16 protein-coding genes are annotated in these 17,777 nt (G+C 41.3%); 10 read left to right on the forward strand and 6 right to left on the reverse strand.

Going from position 1 to position 17,777, the window contains the following annotated elements:
- Positions 1–577: 577 nt before the first annotated feature.
- The 8 genes from ACZW67_RS00740 to tsf all read left to right on the forward strand — a co-directional run bounded on the left by ACZW67_RS00740 (position 578) and on the right by tsf (position 9,307).
- Complete coding sequence (locus tag ACZW67_RS00740; protein WP_465181781.1) at positions 578–1,837, forward strand: multidrug effflux MFS transporter; 1,260 nt, start codon at positions 578–580, stop codon at positions 1,835–1,837.
- Positions 1,838–2,149: 312 nt separating this feature from the next.
- Positions 2,150–3,022, forward strand: coding sequence for a substrate-binding periplasmic protein (locus ACZW67_RS00745; protein WP_465181782.1), 873 nt, complete (start codon positions 2,150–2,152; stop codon positions 3,020–3,022).
- Between the two features lie 189 nt (positions 3,023–3,211).
- A complete protein-coding gene (locus ACZW67_RS00750; RefSeq protein ID WP_465181783.1) occupies positions 3,212–5,440 on the forward strand; it encodes an ATP-binding protein in 2,229 nt (742 codons plus the stop codon).
- Positions 5,441–5,503: 63 nt separating this feature from the next.
- Positions 5,504–5,866 (forward strand): response regulator, encoded by a 363-nt coding sequence (locus ACZW67_RS00755; protein ID WP_465181784.1) that lies wholly within the window; start codon positions 5,504–5,506, stop codon positions 5,864–5,866.
- Between the two features lie 29 nt (positions 5,867–5,895).
- Positions 5,896–6,345 (forward strand): chemotaxis protein CheX, encoded by a 450-nt coding sequence (locus tag ACZW67_RS00760; protein ID WP_465181785.1) that lies wholly within the window; start codon positions 5,896–5,898, stop codon positions 6,343–6,345.
- 38 nt (positions 6,346–6,383) lie between these two features.
- Positions 6,384–6,833 (forward strand): chemotaxis protein CheX, encoded by a 450-nt coding sequence (locus ACZW67_RS00765; protein WP_197099855.1) that lies wholly within the window; start codon positions 6,384–6,386, stop codon positions 6,831–6,833.
- Between the two features lie 412 nt (positions 6,834–7,245).
- Positions 7,246–8,037, forward strand: a complete 792-nt coding sequence (gene rpsB, locus ACZW67_RS00770; protein ID WP_110921724.1) for a 30S ribosomal protein S2 — start codon at positions 7,246–7,248, stop codon at positions 8,035–8,037.
- 388 nt (positions 8,038–8,425) lie between these two features.
- The gene (gene tsf, locus ACZW67_RS00775) at positions 8,426–9,307 is read left to right on the forward strand and encodes a translation elongation factor Ts (protein WP_110921723.1); all 882 of its coding nucleotides are present in this window, start codon (positions 8,426–8,428) and stop codon (positions 9,305–9,307) included.
- 278 nt (positions 9,308–9,585) lie between these two features.
- On the opposite strand, the gene ACZW67_RS00780 is transcribed toward tsf, so the two are convergent.
- The 4 genes from ACZW67_RS00780 to hflX all read right to left on the reverse strand — a co-directional run bounded on the left by ACZW67_RS00780 (position 9,586) and on the right by hflX (position 13,731).
- Complete coding sequence (locus tag ACZW67_RS00780) at positions 9,586–10,398, reverse strand: lytic transglycosylase domain-containing protein (RefSeq protein WP_465181786.1); 813 nt, start codon at positions 10,396–10,398, stop codon at positions 9,586–9,588.
- Positions 10,399–10,804: 406 nt separating this feature from the next.
- Positions 10,805–11,494 (reverse strand): LrgB family protein, encoded by a 690-nt coding sequence (locus ACZW67_RS00785; protein WP_465181787.1) that lies wholly within the window; start codon positions 11,492–11,494, stop codon positions 10,805–10,807.
- A gap of 31 nt (positions 11,495–11,525) precedes the next feature.
- Positions 11,526–11,951, reverse strand: coding sequence for a CidA/LrgA family protein (locus ACZW67_RS00790; RefSeq protein WP_197099858.1), 426 nt, complete (start codon positions 11,949–11,951; stop codon positions 11,526–11,528).
- Positions 11,952–12,303: 352 nt separating this feature from the next.
- Positions 12,304–13,731: a ribosome rescue GTPase HflX gene (hflX, locus tag ACZW67_RS00795; protein ID WP_465181788.1), complete on the reverse strand. Its 1,428-nt coding sequence runs from the start codon at positions 13,729–13,731 to the stop codon at positions 12,304–12,306.
- Positions 13,732–14,243: 512 nt separating this feature from the next.
- Between hflX and ACZW67_RS00800 the strand changes: the two genes are divergently transcribed.
- On the forward strand, positions 14,244–15,074 hold the full coding sequence (locus ACZW67_RS00800) for a lysophospholipid acyltransferase family protein (protein ID WP_465181789.1): 831 nt from the start codon (positions 14,244–14,246) through the stop codon (positions 15,072–15,074).
- Positions 15,075–15,197: 123 nt separating this feature from the next.
- Here ACZW67_RS00800 and ACZW67_RS00805 read toward each other — a convergent pair whose 3' ends face one another.
- Complete coding sequence (locus ACZW67_RS00805) at positions 15,198–16,238, reverse strand: aldo/keto reductase (RefSeq protein WP_465181790.1); 1,041 nt, start codon at positions 16,236–16,238, stop codon at positions 15,198–15,200.
- Positions 16,239–16,258: 20 nt separating this feature from the next.
- The gene (locus tag ACZW67_RS00810; RefSeq protein ID WP_110921717.1) at positions 16,259–16,756 is read right to left on the reverse strand and encodes an FKBP-type peptidyl-prolyl cis-trans isomerase; all 498 of its coding nucleotides are present in this window, start codon (positions 16,754–16,756) and stop codon (positions 16,259–16,261) included.
- A 254-nt stretch (positions 16,757–17,010) separates the two neighbouring features.
- Here ACZW67_RS00810 and ACZW67_RS00815 point away from each other — a divergent pair, with 254 nt between their 5' ends.
- The gene (locus ACZW67_RS00815) at positions 17,011–17,682 is read left to right on the forward strand and encodes a DUF1294 domain-containing protein (protein WP_465181791.1); all 672 of its coding nucleotides are present in this window, start codon (positions 17,011–17,013) and stop codon (positions 17,680–17,682) included.
- The last annotated feature ends 95 nt before the right edge of the window (positions 17,683–17,777 follow it).

Below are 17,777 nucleotides of genomic sequence, written 5' to 3' on the forward strand. Positions count from 1 at the left end.
TGTATAGTTGATTCAATTTAAAAGTTGAACAAGGCAACCAAGTGTAGAGGTATATTAAATACTTTAAGCGAGGTTAACGCAGCAATACTTTTATAGTGAACTGACTATAGTGATTCGCGATTGTTTTATTAACGTTATACTTCCATTGAAATACAAGCGGATAGTGCGATATAGCATTGTCTGCTTGTACAGATGTGTGTAACTATACACTATTGTTGTTAATCGCCTTTGCTATCGGTATTAAGTAAAAGCGAAAACAGTGAAAGCATGAATAATAAAATAAAAATTACTATGGGCGTGTTGAACATTCAAATGTGGTGCTGGCAGTCACTATTTTTGAGACAATATGCAGTGAAATTGTTGAAGCCTAGTCATTCTAGGTGAAACAATTTCGCCATATATTGGCAAAAAAGAGTACTGCCCTGAAAGGCTGATGCTAAAATCACCCCAAACGTTGTTACAAACCTAGCTAAGGTCTCGACATTATCGTCGGTTTGCGCCTAGTTTGGTGCAATTTTAGCGATCAGCAGCCCTAATATTTGAATGTTCAACACGCCCTATATAAAATGGCCTAAATATGTCTGCTCAAAAATCCTCCCTGCCGAACAAACCTATCGCTTCTGAGCGCGTGCGCTCTGCTGATTTGCCCGTTGCATGGATTATGATGCTCGGACTTATCGTCGCGGTAGGGCCGTTGTCTATTGATATGTATCTGCCGGCACTACCATCGATGGCAGATGACTTTAGTGTCTCCACTGCCTTTATGGCCAACTCTGTCCCAGCGTATTTTTTGGGTTTGGTGTTTGGTCAGCTGTTTTATGGGCCGTTTAGTGATCGTGTTGGTCGAGTAAAGCCGTTATATATCGGTATGACGTTATATGTCATTGCCTCCATTGTCTGTGCGACCACTGATAATGAGTATGTATTATTTGTTGGGCGAACGATGCAAGCACTTGGCGCTTGTGTTGGATCAGTGGTCACTCGTGCAGCGATTCGTGACCGTTTGACTGCCAAACAAACAGCCAAAGCATTTTCTATTATGATTTTAGTGATGGGGTTGGCACCAATATTAGCACCATCGCTGGGTGCACTGTTTTTACGGTTTTTTAGCTGGCATTCTATCTTTTGGTTTTTGGCGGCTTTTGGCACTCTTAATTTGTTGCTTACAAAGTTTTTCTTTTTTGAAACACTGACTGAAGAAAACCGAAATGTACGCCCTGCAAAAGAAGTACTTAGCCAGTACTGGGACTTATTAAAGGACAAAACATTTAACTATCCGGCAATTGGTGGTGGTTTGTTGATGGGTGCCATGTTTGTCTATATCAGTTCGGCTTCTGAATTGATTATGGATACTTATGGCGTATCAGCGACACATTTTGGTTGGTTGTTTGGTATGAACGCAGCAGGCTTTGTGGGTCTGACGCAGCTAAATCAATGGTTGACCAACCGCTTTCGTATTCTAAGTATTTTACGCTTTGGTGCGATGATGCAGGTTATTTCTGCAGGCGTGCTTTTCGTGATAGGACTGTTTTTGGGTACTGATGCTTGGTTGCCATTAGTACTCGCCTGTATTTTCTTCTGTATTTCAGGCTTAGGTCTGACTCAGCCAAATGCCTCTGCTATTGCACTTGCTTTCCAAAAGCGCCGCGCTGGTATGGCGAGTGCGTTACAAGGCTCACTGATGTTCTCAGTTGGTATTTTCGGTGGATTATTATTAAATCTATTTCCGGTCAATCCAGTGCTCAAAATCGGCATTGCCATGTTTTCATTAATGGGCCTAGGTTGTTTCTTGATCTGGCAAATTGATCGTAACTTAAATTTGGATGATGCTGAGTAAGTTAAAAGTTTAAATATTCCTGCGTTATATCTCAAAAAGCATTGATATAGATATCCTATATCAATGCTTTTTTTTGTCTATTTTATAATTAGACAATGAGAAAGTTTAATTGGTTTATCTAGAGTATATTTAATTTTTGTTATATATAACAAATTATTAACAATTTCTAAACATAGTTATTGCAATCATAAATTTAGATAAGTATTATCAATACGTAACTTTCTGTAAGGAAATATTACGAACATATTGTATAACCTTGCTAAATTATTTTTCACTGAAATGTATAACAACGTTAAGCGTAAAGGGTAGATTATGATGCAGTTATATCGAGTGTTACCAATTGTATTGAGTGTCGGCCTATTTGGCTGTGGTAACTCTTCCACTCAAGAAGATACTAATTCGGCTGATGCGCCAGTAACGGAAAGTAAGAATGACTTTGTTAGTAATCTGCCTGATACAGCACCAGTTATTAAGGTTGGTACTGAAGCCAATTATGCTCCCTATGAGTTTAAAGATGAATACGGAAATGTAACGGGCTTCGATATAGAGCTCATGCAATATATTGGTGAAAACCAAGGTTTTAAAGTTGAAGTTTATAATGATCCTTGGGAAGGGTTATTTGACAACTTGGATAATAAAAGTCGAGATATGGTAGCAGCAGGTCTCACTTATAGCAGCGAGCGTGCTAGCAAATACCTACTTTCGGATGCTTATGCACCGCTTCCTACTAGCCTTGTATATTTAGACGACTCATTAAATATTAAGTCATTAAATGACTTGAGTACTTTAAGAGTGGGTGTGTTGACCAGTTCAGAACCTTATGAATACTTCGCACAAGGTACGTATAAGCTAGGTTCTTTAGAGCAGTATCCGACTACGTTTGCAGCAGTAGAAGCGATGGCACAAGACAAAGTTGATGCTGTAGTTGATGATTCTGGTGTACTGCGCTATACGTTAAATGATTTGCCAAGTTTGCAACCACGATATTTTGATTATGAAAGTATCAGAGCAGATGGTGCTCGCAAAGTCTTTTTAGTTGATAAGAGCCAACCTGATTTACTCAAAAAAGTAAATACAGGATTAAAAGGCCTAAAAGAAGATGGTACGTACGCAAAGTTAACCACCAAATGGTTCGGTACAGATTTGACCAAAGCCTCTTTGGAGCAACAAGAAATGTTGCAGTAGCCTCAAGCGTAGTCGTTATGGAACGTATTATTTTTAAATAAACCATAAATATAAATTTATCTATAGTCAATTCAATATAGTTTGGATACAAGAAAGCCGAGCGAAAGTACTACAAGTAGTAGACTCAGCGAGACTGACACCGTATCCAATTTATAGAGAATGGACTATATACATTGAAAGGATTCTGCTATGACTATATCAACTCACAACGGTAACTCCCGTTATCGGGGTTTGATCTTGTCGATTGCTGCCTTCTTGGCATTGATTGGGATACTGCTCGCCTTTACGTTTTATACCTCAAGTGTTCTTGAGCGCAATACCACATTAGTAAATATATCGAATAAAACAGCTAATAATGCTCAGGCTATTATTAAAGATTTGTTCGATTTACAAGGTAGTGTGGGTGAGCATATCAACTCTCCTCACCAAAAACGTGTAAGAGAAAGATTAGAAAATAATACACAAGGTATTGATCAACTACTTGCGAGTATGCGTGAAGGTTCTGAATATATTGATGCTTCTGGTAATGCTCATCAGATCCCTAGTATCAAAACGGCAACGGAATTGGCCGCATTGGAAGGGGCACAGCAAGATTGGAGTGAACTAAAACCACTGATTGCAAAATATCTCGAAGGCGCTGGTGATATCCGAGTGGATTCTTCAGATGAGTTAGCATTAGCTTATGAGCAAGCAAAAACTTCTAGCTTGAGTATGAACGATGCGCTAGAGCAGTTGACTAATGAAGTTTATGAAGAAACAGAACGTCAAGCGACGACCATTCGTCTTATTCAGGTACTTGGTGTTGCCGCTATCTTCACATACTTTCTAATCTTCGTATTCTTCTTTGTACGTCGTCTGCGTGAGACGGATGCGGAAGCCTTTGCCGCTCGCCAAGAAACGCAAGAAATTATGCAAACGGTAAGTACTGGTCTATTCTTGCTTGATAAAGACCTAAATATTGGTCAGCAGCATTCTAAAGCACTAAACGGTATTATCGGTTCTGATAAGTTGTCGGGAGAGAACTTTGCCAATGTTTTACGTGGTCGTATTTCTGATAAAGATTTGAAGACAACAGAGCAATTTATTGAGCAGCTCTACAATCCACGAGTCAAAGAAAAACTGGTGAATTCTCTTAACCCTTTGCACAAAGTGATGTTGCACAATGTGTCTGGAAGTAAAGCAGCAGATAATCGCTTCTTAGACTTTAAGTTTTCACGGGTTTATGACGATAAAGACATTGCCCGTATTTTGGTCAACGTCAATGACGTATCAGATGCTGTCTACTTGGAGCAGCGTTTAGAGAAAGAGCGCTCACAGAATGATATGCAAATTGAGATGTTAACCACTATCTTGAATGTAAATCCGAAGATTATTAATGAGTTCATTGTTAATACTCAGATGCATATCGAAAAAATGAATAATATCCTGAAAAACCCTGGTAGCTCACAGTACGAGCTTGAAGGGAAATTAAAAGCCATTTATCGCGAGATGCACAGTTTAAAAGGTGAGGCCTCTGCGTTAAAACTACACAGCTTTACGAAGATTGCTTCTGATGCGGAAGATAAATTGCACGCATTACAGAACCAAGGTCAGCTTTCTGGTAATGACTTTTTGCCATTGGCAGTACATTTAGATGACTTATTAAGCTTATCGAATACCATCGCGACGTTAGGTGAGCGCATTAACCGCTCAGCACCAACGACGTCAAAACCTGTAGTAGCAGAAAAAGCACTGACAACAAAAGATGATGTTGCAAGAAATAGCGCGCCAGAAACTATCATGGTCGAGATGCCAGTATCAAACGATTCAGTCGGTAATATAGATACCGATGGCGGTCAGGATATTGATCTAGATAGTGACGAGGATGATGGTCTTTTATCTTTTTATGAAGCGTTCGTAAAAGATATTGCCGAAAGACAGGGTAAGCAAGTGCAGGTAAAGAGTAGTACGCTGGCACAAGTGCATATACCAGAACATATAGCAAAGCCATTTAAAGAAATCAGTATTCAACTACTACGTAATGCTGTGGTACATGGTATCGAAGCGCCCAGTGTTCGTCACTCAGCTGGTAAGGCTGAGGTAGGAGTCATTGATATAGAAGTACAAAATACTGATTCGAATTTCATGCTGATTGTACAAGATGATGGTCAAGGTATTGATTATAATGGCATTCGTACTAAATTAAGCACAGAAGGTCGTTTTAGCACTGAAGACGCTAATAAGTTGACCAAAGGTCAGTTGCTCAAGCAATTGTTTTCTTCAGGATTTTCTACCAAAGATGATGCAGACGAAGATGGTGGACGCGGTGTCGGTCTTGACGTCGTCAAAGCGAAAGTAAAAGACTACGATGGTAAGCTTAATGTGAATAGTGAGCTGGGTCAGATGACACGGTTTGTTATTACATTGCCTAACGTTTAATTAAATATAGCAAGTTATATTGTCAGGGACGACAAGCACTTCATTAAAGGTAATAGATCAGTTATGTATAAGTTAATGATTGTTGATGATTCAAATATTATTAGAAATCGTATTCAGCGCGCGTACGATTCAGGGCAGTTTATGTTGGTGGCTACGGCCACCAGTGGCGTTCAAGCCATCGAGAAATTTAATATTCATCGTCCTGATGTGGTCACAATGGATTTGACCATGCCGGAAATGGATGGTCTCGAATGTATCGAAAAAATCATTGAGATTGATCCTGATGTACGTATTTTAGTGGTGTCAGCATTGTCTGACAAAGCCACTGGCATTGAAGCATTGTCATTGGGTGCTAGCGGATTTTTGTGCAAGCCTTTTTCGGAAGAAGAGCTTGTCGAGTCTTTGTATGAATTGATGCAAGACTAAACCCTTTAACGACTTAAGTAGATGTTATTATGAAAGAACAAAAGCTACAGATTTTTCTAAGTATTATTACTAACTACTTTAATCAGTTTGGTGGAGAGGAGCTCGTCGCTGACACTCCTTATTTGTTAGAAAACAAACAACCAAAAGTTCATGATTATACAGGTGTCATTGGTATATCCGGTGGGCAAAAAGGCGTGGTGTATTTCTCGGCAACGCAGCAGTTATTGTCTGCTATATTGGATAGTATGGGTGAAACGGACAAAAGTGATGAAAATTATATAGATTTGGCTGGTGAAGTCGCTAATACTATCGCAGGCAATGCGCGTAAAGAGTTTGGTCCAGAGTTTCACATCTCTGTGCCACTTGTGTTTAAAGGCTCTCCGCAAAGTATTGTGTTGCCGAACAATGAGCGTTCTTTTATTATCCCCATCACTTGGCATTCACAAGTTGGCGAGATCGTGGTTTGTTTGCAAGATTAACGACACTGCCGCGTAATAAAGACGGATATTAATATATTATGGTCAAAGTAGAAAAACTAGGTGTGTTTCTTAGCTCAATCAATGCATTTTTTGCACAGATTGATGGCTCAGAAGTATCTATTGATACCCCTTATCTGAATCATAACAGAAGTGCTATTGGTTATGATTATAGTGGTGTGATTGAAATATCTGGCCCTCTCGAAGGCTGCGTGTACGTGAGTGCACCAAGCGTGATGTTGCGAGAGGTGTTAAAAGTCATGGGAGAGCCTGACTCATCAATCATAATGATGAAGGATTTGCTAGGTGAAATGGCCAATACTATCTCTGGTAATGCTCGTACAGAGTTTGGTTCGGAGTTTATTATTTCTCCACCGCATATTGTAGAAAGTGCGCCTAGCGTGTCTTATTTGCCTAAAGACCGTCAAAGCTATGTCACGCCATTTACTTGGCATGGTCATAAAGCTGTGATAGGTATTTGCATTGCATAACCTAAGATAGCGCAAATGATATGCAGCCAAAGTAATTCCCGAAAAAGCGACGCATCTGTGTCGCTTTTTTTGTCTGTTAATATGGTGATATCTCACTTTTACTTTGCTGCGTTATACTGATAAATTACTGGCGATTACAGTAAGTTATATGATAAAATACGGCGCAGCTATTTTATAATTTGCTTTATAGTTTAGGTTTGAGAGTATTTCTGAAATCTGAGCATAGCTTCTTTTTTAAACCAACCAATGACACACACATCATGGCAAAGAATTGCTGGGTGTTTGGCGACTTGATTAATTTGCAAAAAGGTTAGTGCTGTCTCAATAAACATTAACCGTTAGCAGATGCGTGTCGCTAGATAGGCAGTTTTTGTGATGTGGAGGCATAACCCAACCAATAGGAATATTTCACATGGCTACAAAGAATCCAACCAAAATCGAAATGCGCGACTTACTACAAGCCGGCGCTCACTTTGGTCACCAAACACGTTTTTGGAACCCAAAAATGGGACCATACATCTTTGGTGCACGTAACAAGATTCACATCATCAACCTAGAGCATACAGTAAAAGCGTTTAACGAAGCATTGACTTACGTAAATGGCCTAGCTGCTAAGAAAAACAAAGTATTGTTTGTTGGTACTAAACGCGCTGCAAGCGGCATCATCCGTGAGCAAGCTGCTCGCGCTGGCATGCCATACGTTGACCATCGCTGGTTAGGTGGTATGTTGACTAACTGGAAAACACTACGCCAGTCAATCAATCGTCTAAAAGAGCTTGAGAAGCAAGCAGAAGACGGTACTTTCGCTAAGCTAACTAAGCGTGAAGCGTTAGAGCGTACTCGCGATATGGAAAAACTTGAGCGTTCACTAGGCGGTATTAAAGACATGGGCGGCCTACCTGACGCTATCTTCGTAGTAGACGTAGATCACGAAGCGATCGCTATCAAAGAAGCCAAGAATTTGGGTATCCCAGTTATCGGTATCGTTGATACTAACTCTAGCCCAGATAACGTTGATTACATCATTCCAGCTAACGATGATGCTATCCGTGCTGTGACTTTGTATGTTACTTCTATGGCTGATTCTATCATTGCCGGTAAAGAATACGCACAAACTCAAGCTGGTGGTAAAGCTGAGCAAGAAGCACCTGCTGCTACTGAAGAAGCTCCAGCTGCAGAAGAAGCTGCTACTCCAGCAGAATAAATAGCTGACCTGAAAGGTTTAACGTTGTAAGGATAACTTGATAGTACCTTTATCAGTATCCATATAATGTTATTAACAGCGTACAAGCTTACAATAGGCATGATGTAGTTTTACTCGTCATGCCTTGTTGTTGATGGATAGCTCGTTAATAGGCGAGTATTATCGCCTATACCTTCTGTCGCTATATACAGTTCCTGTGATAGCGACATAACGAACGCTTTCCTCACAACAAGAGCAACATCGTACAACTTGATTGTATAGCTAGACAGTAAAGCAACATCAGCAAAAGTTAAGCACGACAGTTGAATTCAAATAATTCTGATACAACGATGTAGCGGATTTATATGGACTTGACTGTACCTCACATAACAATACTAAGGTGACTCTTATGTCAGAAGTAAAAGTATCTGCCAAAATGGTAAAAGAATTGCGTGACCGTACTGGTCTTGGCATGATGGAATGTAAAAAAGCGTTAGAAGAATCAAACGGCGATGTTGAAACTGCCATTGATAACTTGCGTAAGTCTGGTCAAGCCAAAGCAGCTAAAAAAGCGGGTAACATCGCAGCTGACGGCGCAATCATCATCGCTCAAGGCGAAAACAAAGCATTTTTGTTAGAAGTTAACTGTCAGACTGACTTCGTTGCAAAAGACGAAAACTTCAATGCGTTTGCAGAGCAAGTAGCTAGCATCGCTCTAGAAAACAACGAAACTAATGTTGCTGCGATCGCTGAATTACCATATGGTAATGGCCAAAGCGTTGAAGAAGCACGTGTATCACTAGTACAAAAAATCGGTGAGAACATTCAGATCCGCCGTGTTGAAGTACTTGAAGGTGCAAACATCGCTGCATACCGTCATGGTCTACGTATCGGTGTAGTGGTTTCTTTCGAAGGCGGCGCTGCAGACACTGGTAAGAACCTTGCCATGCATATCGCTGCATTCAACCCTGTTGCGATTGATGACGAAGACGTTGCTGCTGATTTGTTAGCGCGCGAAAAAGACATCATCGAAGCAAAAGCTCGTGAGTCTGGCAAGCCTGACAACATCGTTGAAAAAATGATCGAAGGTGGCCTGCGTAAGTACCTAGAAGAAGTTACTTTATTGCGTCAGCCGTACGTTATGGACAACGACAAAAAAGTTGGTGACGTACTAAAAGCTGAAGGCGTAAAAGTACTAGGTTTCAAACGTCTAGAAGTTGGCGAAGGCATCGAGAAGAAGCAAGAAGATTTTGCTGCTGAAGTTGCGGCTACTCAAGCAGCTAACAAGTAAGCTTTTACATTGGGAATGGCTATGCGTGTGGAGTAAAATTTTATTCAGCATTCGTAGTCTGACTTTATCACCTGCATTATAAGAGGTATAGTCAAATCCATATAAATCCGCTACATCGTCATTCTCGCTAAGCATACTAATGTATAGCTTGCACTCGATTTCCTTGTATCGAAATTATTTGAATTCAACTATAAAATAGAGTCTCCAAGCATAAAAAAGCCCGTTAATTTATTAACGGGCTTTTTTATGTCTGATTGTTTGTATATGATTTCTATAGTTTAACGTAAGGCCGCATAAGCAGAATTGGTATAACTGGCATTATTACTACTGGTGCCATAACTGACATTTTTTAGACCACCGCTCGTATTACTAGTTTGGTTACTGGCGCTCATGCTCGCACCAGACAGCCCTGAGTCATTTTTATATAAGCTATGGTAGCGGCTCATGACTTTTTTAACATAGTTCTGTGTTTCTTTAAAAGGAGGGATGCCACCGTATTTATCGACGTTTCCTTCACCCGCATTATAGCCTGCGACTGCATACTCAATTCTATTGTCAAAACGGCGCATAAGCCAAGCGATATATTTGGCTGAGCCTTCAATATTATCAGCAGGGTTCCAAGGGTTGCTCACTTTGAAACGGCGAGCTGTCGCTGGCATAAGCTGCATCAGACCTTGTGCACCGACTGGTGAACGCGCGTTTGGATTAAAAGCTGATTCTGTATGCATCATTGCTTTCATGAGGGCAGGGTCTACGCCATGACGTTGGGCAGAGTCACGAATATAGCTATCATAAGCGTTGCGGGTGCCACTGTTACTAGCAGCGCTGCTACCGTAATCATTATTGCTGCTATAACCGTTATTACTGCCATCATACAACTTAGAGCTTTTGTAGTAATTCACCTGCACTTTTTTAGTAAATTGATCAAAATTACCACTGGGATTGACGTTAGTCATTAATACTTTCCCACTTTTATCCTTATAAATTGTTATGTTCTCAGCTTGAGCATAAACGGATAAAGTTGATAGAACAACAGTGGTCAAAAAAATAGGAGACAAGCAGCGAGTCACTAAGGTTGCAACGTTTATCATAGGGTTATCACTTTTTATCGAGTAATAGCAAATTACTTTGCCTATAGGCGCTTCGTTTTTCGCATTTAAGCGGTTATTGGGCTTGTCGGATTTTATAGCTATAAGGAATATAGCAACCTAGAAAAACCACGTTTAACTAGAAACCACTCGTAATAGATACAAAAAATAATAGTTGCTTACTATAACATATAATAAATTTTTAACGCATATGATTATCGACAAAAAATCGGAAAGCCAGTTTTAAATTGTAAAAAAATCAACACTCTAACAGTTTTAATTATGGTGACTGAGTGTCAGTACTAATGCATGTTTACTCATACAGCCCTATCATTAATTCAAAGCCGATAAAAGCTATTCGATAAGAATCAAAAGTTATTTGACATGATTAAGTGGTTTTTACCCAAAATTAACTGACAACGGCACTGATAAAAATAGGTACCCAGATGGCTGTTACCAGACCGTTTACTGCCAACCCAAATGCAGCGTAACGTCCGGCAGTATGACTGATTTGCCAAGCTTCCACGGTACCAAAAGCATGAGCAGCTAAGCCAAGCGCTAGGCCTTTAGCACGGTCATCATCGATACCACGAAACAAAAAGCGCGCTAAAGCTCCACCGATAAGCCCTGAGACAATGATAATTAAGTTCGCCATGGCAAGTGGTGCTTTAATCAAATCGGCGACGCTCAGACCAATCGGCGTGGTCACTGACCGTGTTGCAAAAGCGAGTATGGTGTCGTGACTTAGCGAAAACAGATATGCCAATGACATGGGTAATAATGCACCTACAAGACTCGCAATAGTGACGATTAACATGAGCTTTTTGACTGGTAACCCTTTAAAGCTCATCGCGGCCAAAGGCATTGCCAATAATACAGTGACATACCCTAACAGACGATCAAATACGGGCTTTGCAGCACTGTAGTAATCATTGTAATCCCATTGCAAAAGGAACAAGAATAAAAGAACAAGCGCTAACGCGGTAATCACCATTGGCAACCATGAAATCTTACGTGCCAGCAATCGAGCAATGACATGTGCCGCCAAGGTTAGTACGATGGCTGCTAGGGTCGTCACAAATACACTGTCAAAACTCATACCTTTTCCTTGTTCATATTGCTCACAGCTATTATTTGTGCTCTTCAACAGAGGTAGTGTTTGTACTAACATTGTCATTTAGCCAGCGATTGGAAAGAATCGCCAAGCCCCACAGTGGAATCAGCACACTGATAATCATCGTAGCCATTACGCCCCATAGCTCATCACCTAAGGCAAAGAGTAGCAATCCTGCACCAGCAGAGACGGGCAAAAAAGCAAAGCCACTATCGACCAATAGGGTATTACTGGCTTGCGTTAGCCAACTTGGCAAACCTTTGAGCAATCGCCAGGACATCAAGATACAAAACATAGCGACCAGCCCGACAATATTGGCGGCTTTTTCGATACCTGCCCATTGGCAGAGGATAACGGCTGATTCACGGACAAGAATAACTAGCGCCAAAGTCAAGATTACGGCGAGCCATAGAGGCATGCTAGATAAGTGAGTAGATTTCATAAGAAATGCTGGCCAAGTCAGAGATAAATAGAATAAGCGCAAAGTCAGTATAGGTAATAATGCCTTATTAAGCGTGTCCTATGTCTCAATGTTTGTTGAATGTATAACAGGCGATTATATACAGAGTAGACAAACTAATAAAGTCTATAAGGTAATAAGGCGCTTTGTTGTTTGGACTGAATATAGTCTGCCCACTATAAAATTGCTAGGGCATCAACCTTTATTAGTCTACAAACTGCCTCAGCCGTATATGAAATTTAAATATATAGGCCATAAAAAAGGATGATACCAATGGATATCATCCTCTTATTGTCTATAACTTAAATGCTTAAAACATTGTTTTAGAATTTAGCTATTTCGATAGATTTTCTGCTTCAGTATTCAGCGCATCAAACTCGTCAAACGCTTTTTCTTCTGCTTCAGTCATTGTCTGCTCTTCAACCTCATCAGGCTGCTCAAATTCTTCAAGTACAGGCATCAGTAGCGTGGCTTGGGCAAGCGGCAGGACATCTACTGGATCTAGATCTGCTTGACCAAGTAGCTGTCTCAACCTATCACTTGGGAGGCGAATCGTTAAGCACTCATGACCACTGTCATCATAGCTTTCTTGTTGGATAACACCGAGCTCGTACAAAGCGTTTTTTAATTGCCCTGCATGATAAGGAAGCGTCAAATCAAAAGTGGTTAATGTACCCGTGAGTAACTGCTGCACGGCTAATGATAGTTCTTCCATGCCCAAGTTTTCTCTAGAAGACACATAGACACGGTTAGGTTCACCTTCGCTGGCATAGCCGATACGTGCAGGCTCATCGGTTAAATCGATTTTGTTGTAGACATTGAGCACAGGCACATCGTTGTCGATTTCAGCCAGTACATCTTTGACCGCCTGAATTTGCTCATGCATGTCTTCACTAGAAGAATCGATGACATGTAATAATAAGTCTGCCTCTAGCGTTTCTTCTAGTGTCGCATGGAACGACTCGACCAATTCATGTGGCAAATGACGGACAAAACCTACTGTATCGACCAATACCACACGGCCCACACCTTGCCAATCTAAACGGCGTAGCGTCGGGTCGAGTGTTGCAAACAATTTATCAGCAGCATAGATGTTTTCATCGACCAAACGATTAAACAAAGTGGACTTGCCAGCATTGGTATAACCAACGAGTGAAATAGTCGGTACGTCTGATTTTTGACGGCGGGCTCGACCTTGCGCACGTGTCTGTCTGACTTTCTCAATTCTACTCTTGAGCTGCATGACGCGCACTTGTAGCAAGCGACGATCGGTCTCAAGCTGAGTCTCACCTGGCCCACGCAGACCGATACCACCTTTTTGACGTTCCAAATGCGTCCAACCACGGACCAAACGCGTTGATAAATGATTCAGCTGTGCCAATTCAACCTGAAGCTTACCTTCATAAGTACGGGCACGCTGAGCAAAAATATCCAAAATCAGACCAGTACGGTCTAACACGCGGCACTTCACCAATGCTTCGATATTACGCTCTTGTGAGGGTGATAAACTGTGGTTAAAAAGCACGATATCTGCATCATGCTCGCGTACCATTTCTGCTATCTCTTCTGCTTTACCGCTACCAACGAAATATCTGGCATCGGGACGTGCACGTGAGCCGGTGACCAGTGCCAAGCGATCTGCACCAGCTGAATCTGCCAATAGCTCAAATTCACCCAGATCGTCAGGATCCTGAATTTGGCGGATGTCTAAATGTACTATAATGGCGCGTTCGCCACCTTCATGTCTTTCAAAATAATCCAAAGAGTGTCACCTATTTAATAAAGTAGATATATCGCTATTATCAATTTAATAAACGTTTTAACAAACGTCGAAATAGCTTTTGTATGACCTTCTATATGTGGTCTTATCACTTGATGTTAAAGCGTATTAGCCTAAATATCGATGCTTTTATGTTACAAGGTTGGTAATTAGGCCTCTTTTATTGAATATATGCGTACTATAGCCAATCCTTTATAAACTGGACTCAGTGTCAGTCTTGCTGAGTCTACTATTTGTAGCACTTTCGCTCGGCTTGCTTGTATCCAAATTATATTGAATCGACTATACCATCAATTCGTTTAGTAGACTTTTAATCATGCTAAGATATTTAATGTGGGTAGCATCAAGGTGAGGGAAAGATGATGAGTGTCCAATGCTAACAAAAGGCATCCATAACTCAGTGAACAAATCATCACTGAGTTCATAAATTTTGTTATACTCACTGCGTTTATTTAAGATATACAATCATACGTTTTTAACCACGAGGGATACAGATGAGCCAATCAAAGTCAGGCTTTTCACTCAGACAGCAATTCGGTCGCGGTAAACAAATCGCTGGCATGACCACCACTATTGCTGGTGGACTACGCGCCGCTCAACGTATCGGTGCTTTCAAACAGCCACCACGCGAAACACTACCACGCTATATTCAGGCCTTTTGCCGAAAAATGGCAGGCTCTTTTGGTGTAAAAGTCATTGCAGTCGAGCGAGTAGAGCAGCACCATGGTCTGTGGGTATCTAACCATGTGTCATGGATGGATATTCCTGTGGTAGGCACTTTGAGCCCAGCCTTTTTCTTATCCAAAGCAGAAATCGGCGATTGGCCGGTATTTGGTAAATTGGCTCATGCGGCAGGTACGGTGTTTATCGAGCGTGGATCCGGTGATGCAGGCACGGTCGCGATGCAGATTGCCAATTTCCTAAGTAAGGGGTTTTCGGTTATCTTTTTTCCAGAGGCAACCACTACCGATGGCAAAAAAATCAAGCGTATCCATGGCACACTGCTGCAAGCAGCGATAGATGCTGATGTTCCTGTGCGTCCTCTCGTAATTGCTTATGTCAATAGAGATGGCACGTTGAGTGAAGAGCTGCCTTATTATGGCAAGCTGACGATGAAAGATAGCCTGAAAAAAGTACTGGATAGTAAGGATGTGACGGCTTATGTATTGCCACTTGAGCCAATAGATCCTAAAGGCTTAAATAAGAGTGAGATTACCAATATTTTGCAAGCACGTATGCAAGAAGGATTGGCTGAATTGCATTCGAGAGTACTGACAAAAGCATCTCAAGAAAAACTGGCTCAAGAAAAAACATCTAAAGCATAAGTTTTCTTAAGTATCAGGCTTGCTTGAATTGATAAGTAAGCAGAAATAAAAAAGGCGCAAATCGCAGTGATAATTCTCGCGATTTGCGCCTTTTTCTTTTCAATAGCTATAAGTCAGATTAAGTTAAGGTGACGGATTAGGATGCTGAGTATGTACCGCCTCAATCGCCTCTAATACATCTGCGCTTAGGGTCAAATTAACACTATCGATGTTAGATTTAAGCTGCTCTAGCGTGGTTGCCCCAATGATATTACTGGTGACAAACGAGCGTGAGTTAACGAAAGCCAATGCCATTTGTGCCATATCCAATCCTGCATCAGCGGCAATCTTGGCGTATTGAACGGTTGCTGATATTGCTTCTTCATTGGTATAGCGGGCAAAGCGGTCATACATAGTAAGGCGCGCACCTGTTGGGCGTTTACCATCAAGATATTTACCTGACAATACACCGAAGCCGAGGGGAGAATAGGCGAGTAAGCCAACATTCTCACGATGAGCAATCTCCGCCATGTTTATTTCATATAAGCGGTTTAATAAACTATAAGGGTTTTGCACAGTAAGAGGTGGTATTAAACCATTTTTATCCGCTTCCCAGAGATAACGCATGAGTCCCCATGCAGTATCGTTCGATAGACCATACGCACGAATGCGACCTTTTTTAATCTCATCGTTCAATGCTTGAATGGTCTCTAGAAAAGGTGTCAAATCATCTAGCGGTTGCGATGCCATCTCTTCAGTATAACCAAGCTGACTAAAAAAGTTCGTTTGACGTTCAGGCCAATGCAGTTGGTAAATATCGATATAGTCTGTTTGCAAGCGGGCCAGATTGTCATCGATAGCACTGCTGATATGCTTAGCGTTAAAACGTGTCTGCCCATCACGCAAAAACCCCATCGGTGATATTTTGCTGGCAAGAATGACTTTGTCACGTTGTTTGGTTTTATTAAACCAAGTACCCATGAAGCGTTCTGTGTCACCTTGCTTGTCTTTATCCGGTGGCGATGGATACATCTCCGCCGTGTCCCAAAAGTTTACACCTTCGCTCAACGCCATGTCCATTTGCTCATGCGCTTCGGACTCAGTATTTTGCTGTCCCCATGTCATCGTACCTAGACAAATTTTAGAAACATCTTCATCGATTTGTGGCAGTTTTTGATATTGCATGTTGTGTCCTTATTATTGTATTAGATGAGCTTTATGCCAGTCACACCAGGTGGTGTCACTTTAAATATTTTTACTTTAAACAGCAGCGATTGCCCGGCAAGTGGGTGATTGAAGTCCACTTCGACTTGGTCATCATCGATGGCGCTAATCGTACCAGGCAAGGTGTTTTTACCTTTGTCTTCAAACTCAACCATCATGCCAATCTCAGGATTGTCAGCGATCAGTGCAAATTGAGTACGGCTGAAATGCTGAATATTATCAGGATTCCAATCGCTAAACGCTTGCTCTGGCTCAAGATGAGCGGAGCGTGTATCACCCGCACGTAAATTCATCAGTACTTGTTCAAAGCCTGGTAATAAACTCTCATCACCAATGGTCAAAGTCACAGGGGCATCGCGGCTAAAAGTAGAGTCAATCACCGTGCCATTTTCTAGTGATACTTCAAAATGTAGCTTTACAAGACTGCCGTGAGTGATACGGGTGTCTTCATTGGGATTGATAAATTGTGAGTCGGTCATAGTCAGAGGCCATTCGTTGCGAAATTGGGATATTAAATCAAAAAATAATATGAGAAATGATAAGTCATCTGACAGTGTATGTAAGCGTAAAAAGTGTAACGCAAATAGCGTGTAGTCAAGTCCATATAAGTCCGCTACACCGTCATCCTCGCTAACCATACTAATGTATAGCTTGCACTCGGTTTCCTTGTATCAGAATTATCTGAACTCAACTATACTATATTTAGCGAATTTAAGAGAGAGCGGGCATATCGATGGCTAGTAAACAGCAGGGGCAAGTTAAAAAGTGGCAAGACGATAAAGGCTTTGGTTTTATCGAAACGGAGAATGGCGACTCTGTATTCTTTCATATCAATGAGTTTAAAGCGCGTCGTCGTCCGGATGTCGGTGAGCAAGTGGTTTTTACACTCGGTCAAGACAATCAAGGACGCATGCAGGCAAAAGATGTGCAAGAGCTCGAATTTGTACAACAGAAAATGTCGCAAAAAAATAAGCAAATCCGTCAGCGCAATCATAAGCGCAGTACCCAAGCTGATTTTGAAGCAGGACAGCAAAAGCGTCTGTTTTTAGGTGTCGGGTTTTACGGTGTCTTAATATTACTGGCAGCTATGAGTAAGTTGAGCTGGCTAGTCGTTGGTTGGTATGCCGCATTGGGCATTATCACTTATATTACGTATGCCAAAGATAAAGCCGCTGCCCAAAGTGGTGACTGGCGTACACCTGAGTCGACGTTGCATCTACTCAGTGTGCTTGGCGGTTGGGTGGGAGCCCTGGTTGCGCAGACTTATCTTCGTCATAAGTCACAAAAGGCTGAATTCCGTGCCGTGTATTATTTGACTGTCGTCATTAATATGGCAGGGTTCTTATTTATATTGGCTGGTGGAGATATATCATTCTTAAAAGGTTTGCTAGATTCTTTAATATAAAGGGACAGCAGCTTGCTAAGAAAGAGTAAGAAAAAAAAGGTGGCTTACGAATGCGTAAACCACCTTTTTTATTTATAAGTTAAACCATTTTATTT

It is taken from the genome of Psychrobacter sp. TPE 89C (assembly GCF_055522395.1).

Excerpts from the sequence above, each read along its gene's own strand:
- ACZW67_RS00780 (WP_465181786.1), bottom strand. The coding sequence starts at position 10,398 with ATGATAAACGTTGCAACCTTAGTGACTCGCTGCTTGTCTCCTATTTTT.
- ACZW67_RS00755 (WP_465181784.1), top strand. The coding sequence starts at position 5,504 with ATGTATAAGTTAATGATTGTTGATGATTCAAATATTATTAGAAATCGT.
- tsf (WP_110921723.1), top strand. The coding sequence starts at position 8,426 with ATGTCAGAAGTAAAAGTATCTGCCAAAATGGTAAAAGAATTGCGTGAC.
- ACZW67_RS00750 (WP_465181783.1), top strand. The coding sequence starts at position 3,212 with ATGACTATATCAACTCACAACGGTAACTCCCGTTATCGGGGTTTGATC.
- ACZW67_RS00815 (WP_465181791.1), top strand. The coding sequence starts at position 17,011 with ATGGCTAGTAAACAGCAGGGGCAAGTTAAAAAGTGGCAAGACGATAAA.
- rpsB (WP_110921724.1), top strand. The coding sequence starts at position 7,246 with ATGGCTACAAAGAATCCAACCAAAATCGAAATGCGCGACTTACTACAA.
- ACZW67_RS00745 (WP_465181782.1), top strand. The coding sequence starts at position 2,150 with ATGATGCAGTTATATCGAGTGTTACCAATTGTATTGAGTGTCGGCCTA.
- ACZW67_RS00785 (WP_465181787.1), bottom strand. The coding sequence starts at position 11,494 with ATGAGTTTTGACAGTGTATTTGTGACGACCCTAGCAGCCATCGTACTA.
- ACZW67_RS00810 (WP_110921717.1), bottom strand. The coding sequence starts at position 16,756 with ATGACCGACTCACAATTTATCAATCCCAATGAAGACACCCGTATCACT.
- ACZW67_RS00740 (WP_465181781.1), top strand. The coding sequence starts at position 578 with ATGTCTGCTCAAAAATCCTCCCTGCCGAACAAACCTATCGCTTCTGAG.
- ACZW67_RS00790 (WP_197099858.1), bottom strand. The coding sequence starts at position 11,951 with ATGAAATCTACTCACTTATCTAGCATGCCTCTATGGCTCGCCGTAATC.
- ACZW67_RS00760 (WP_465181785.1), top strand. The coding sequence starts at position 5,896 with ATGAAAGAACAAAAGCTACAGATTTTTCTAAGTATTATTACTAACTAC.
- ACZW67_RS00765 (WP_197099855.1), top strand. The coding sequence starts at position 6,384 with ATGGTCAAAGTAGAAAAACTAGGTGTGTTTCTTAGCTCAATCAATGCA.
- ACZW67_RS00800 (WP_465181789.1), top strand. The coding sequence starts at position 14,244 with ATGAGCCAATCAAAGTCAGGCTTTTCACTCAGACAGCAATTCGGTCGC.
- ACZW67_RS00805 (WP_465181790.1), bottom strand. The coding sequence starts at position 16,238 with ATGCAATATCAAAAACTGCCACAAATCGATGAAGATGTTTCTAAAATT.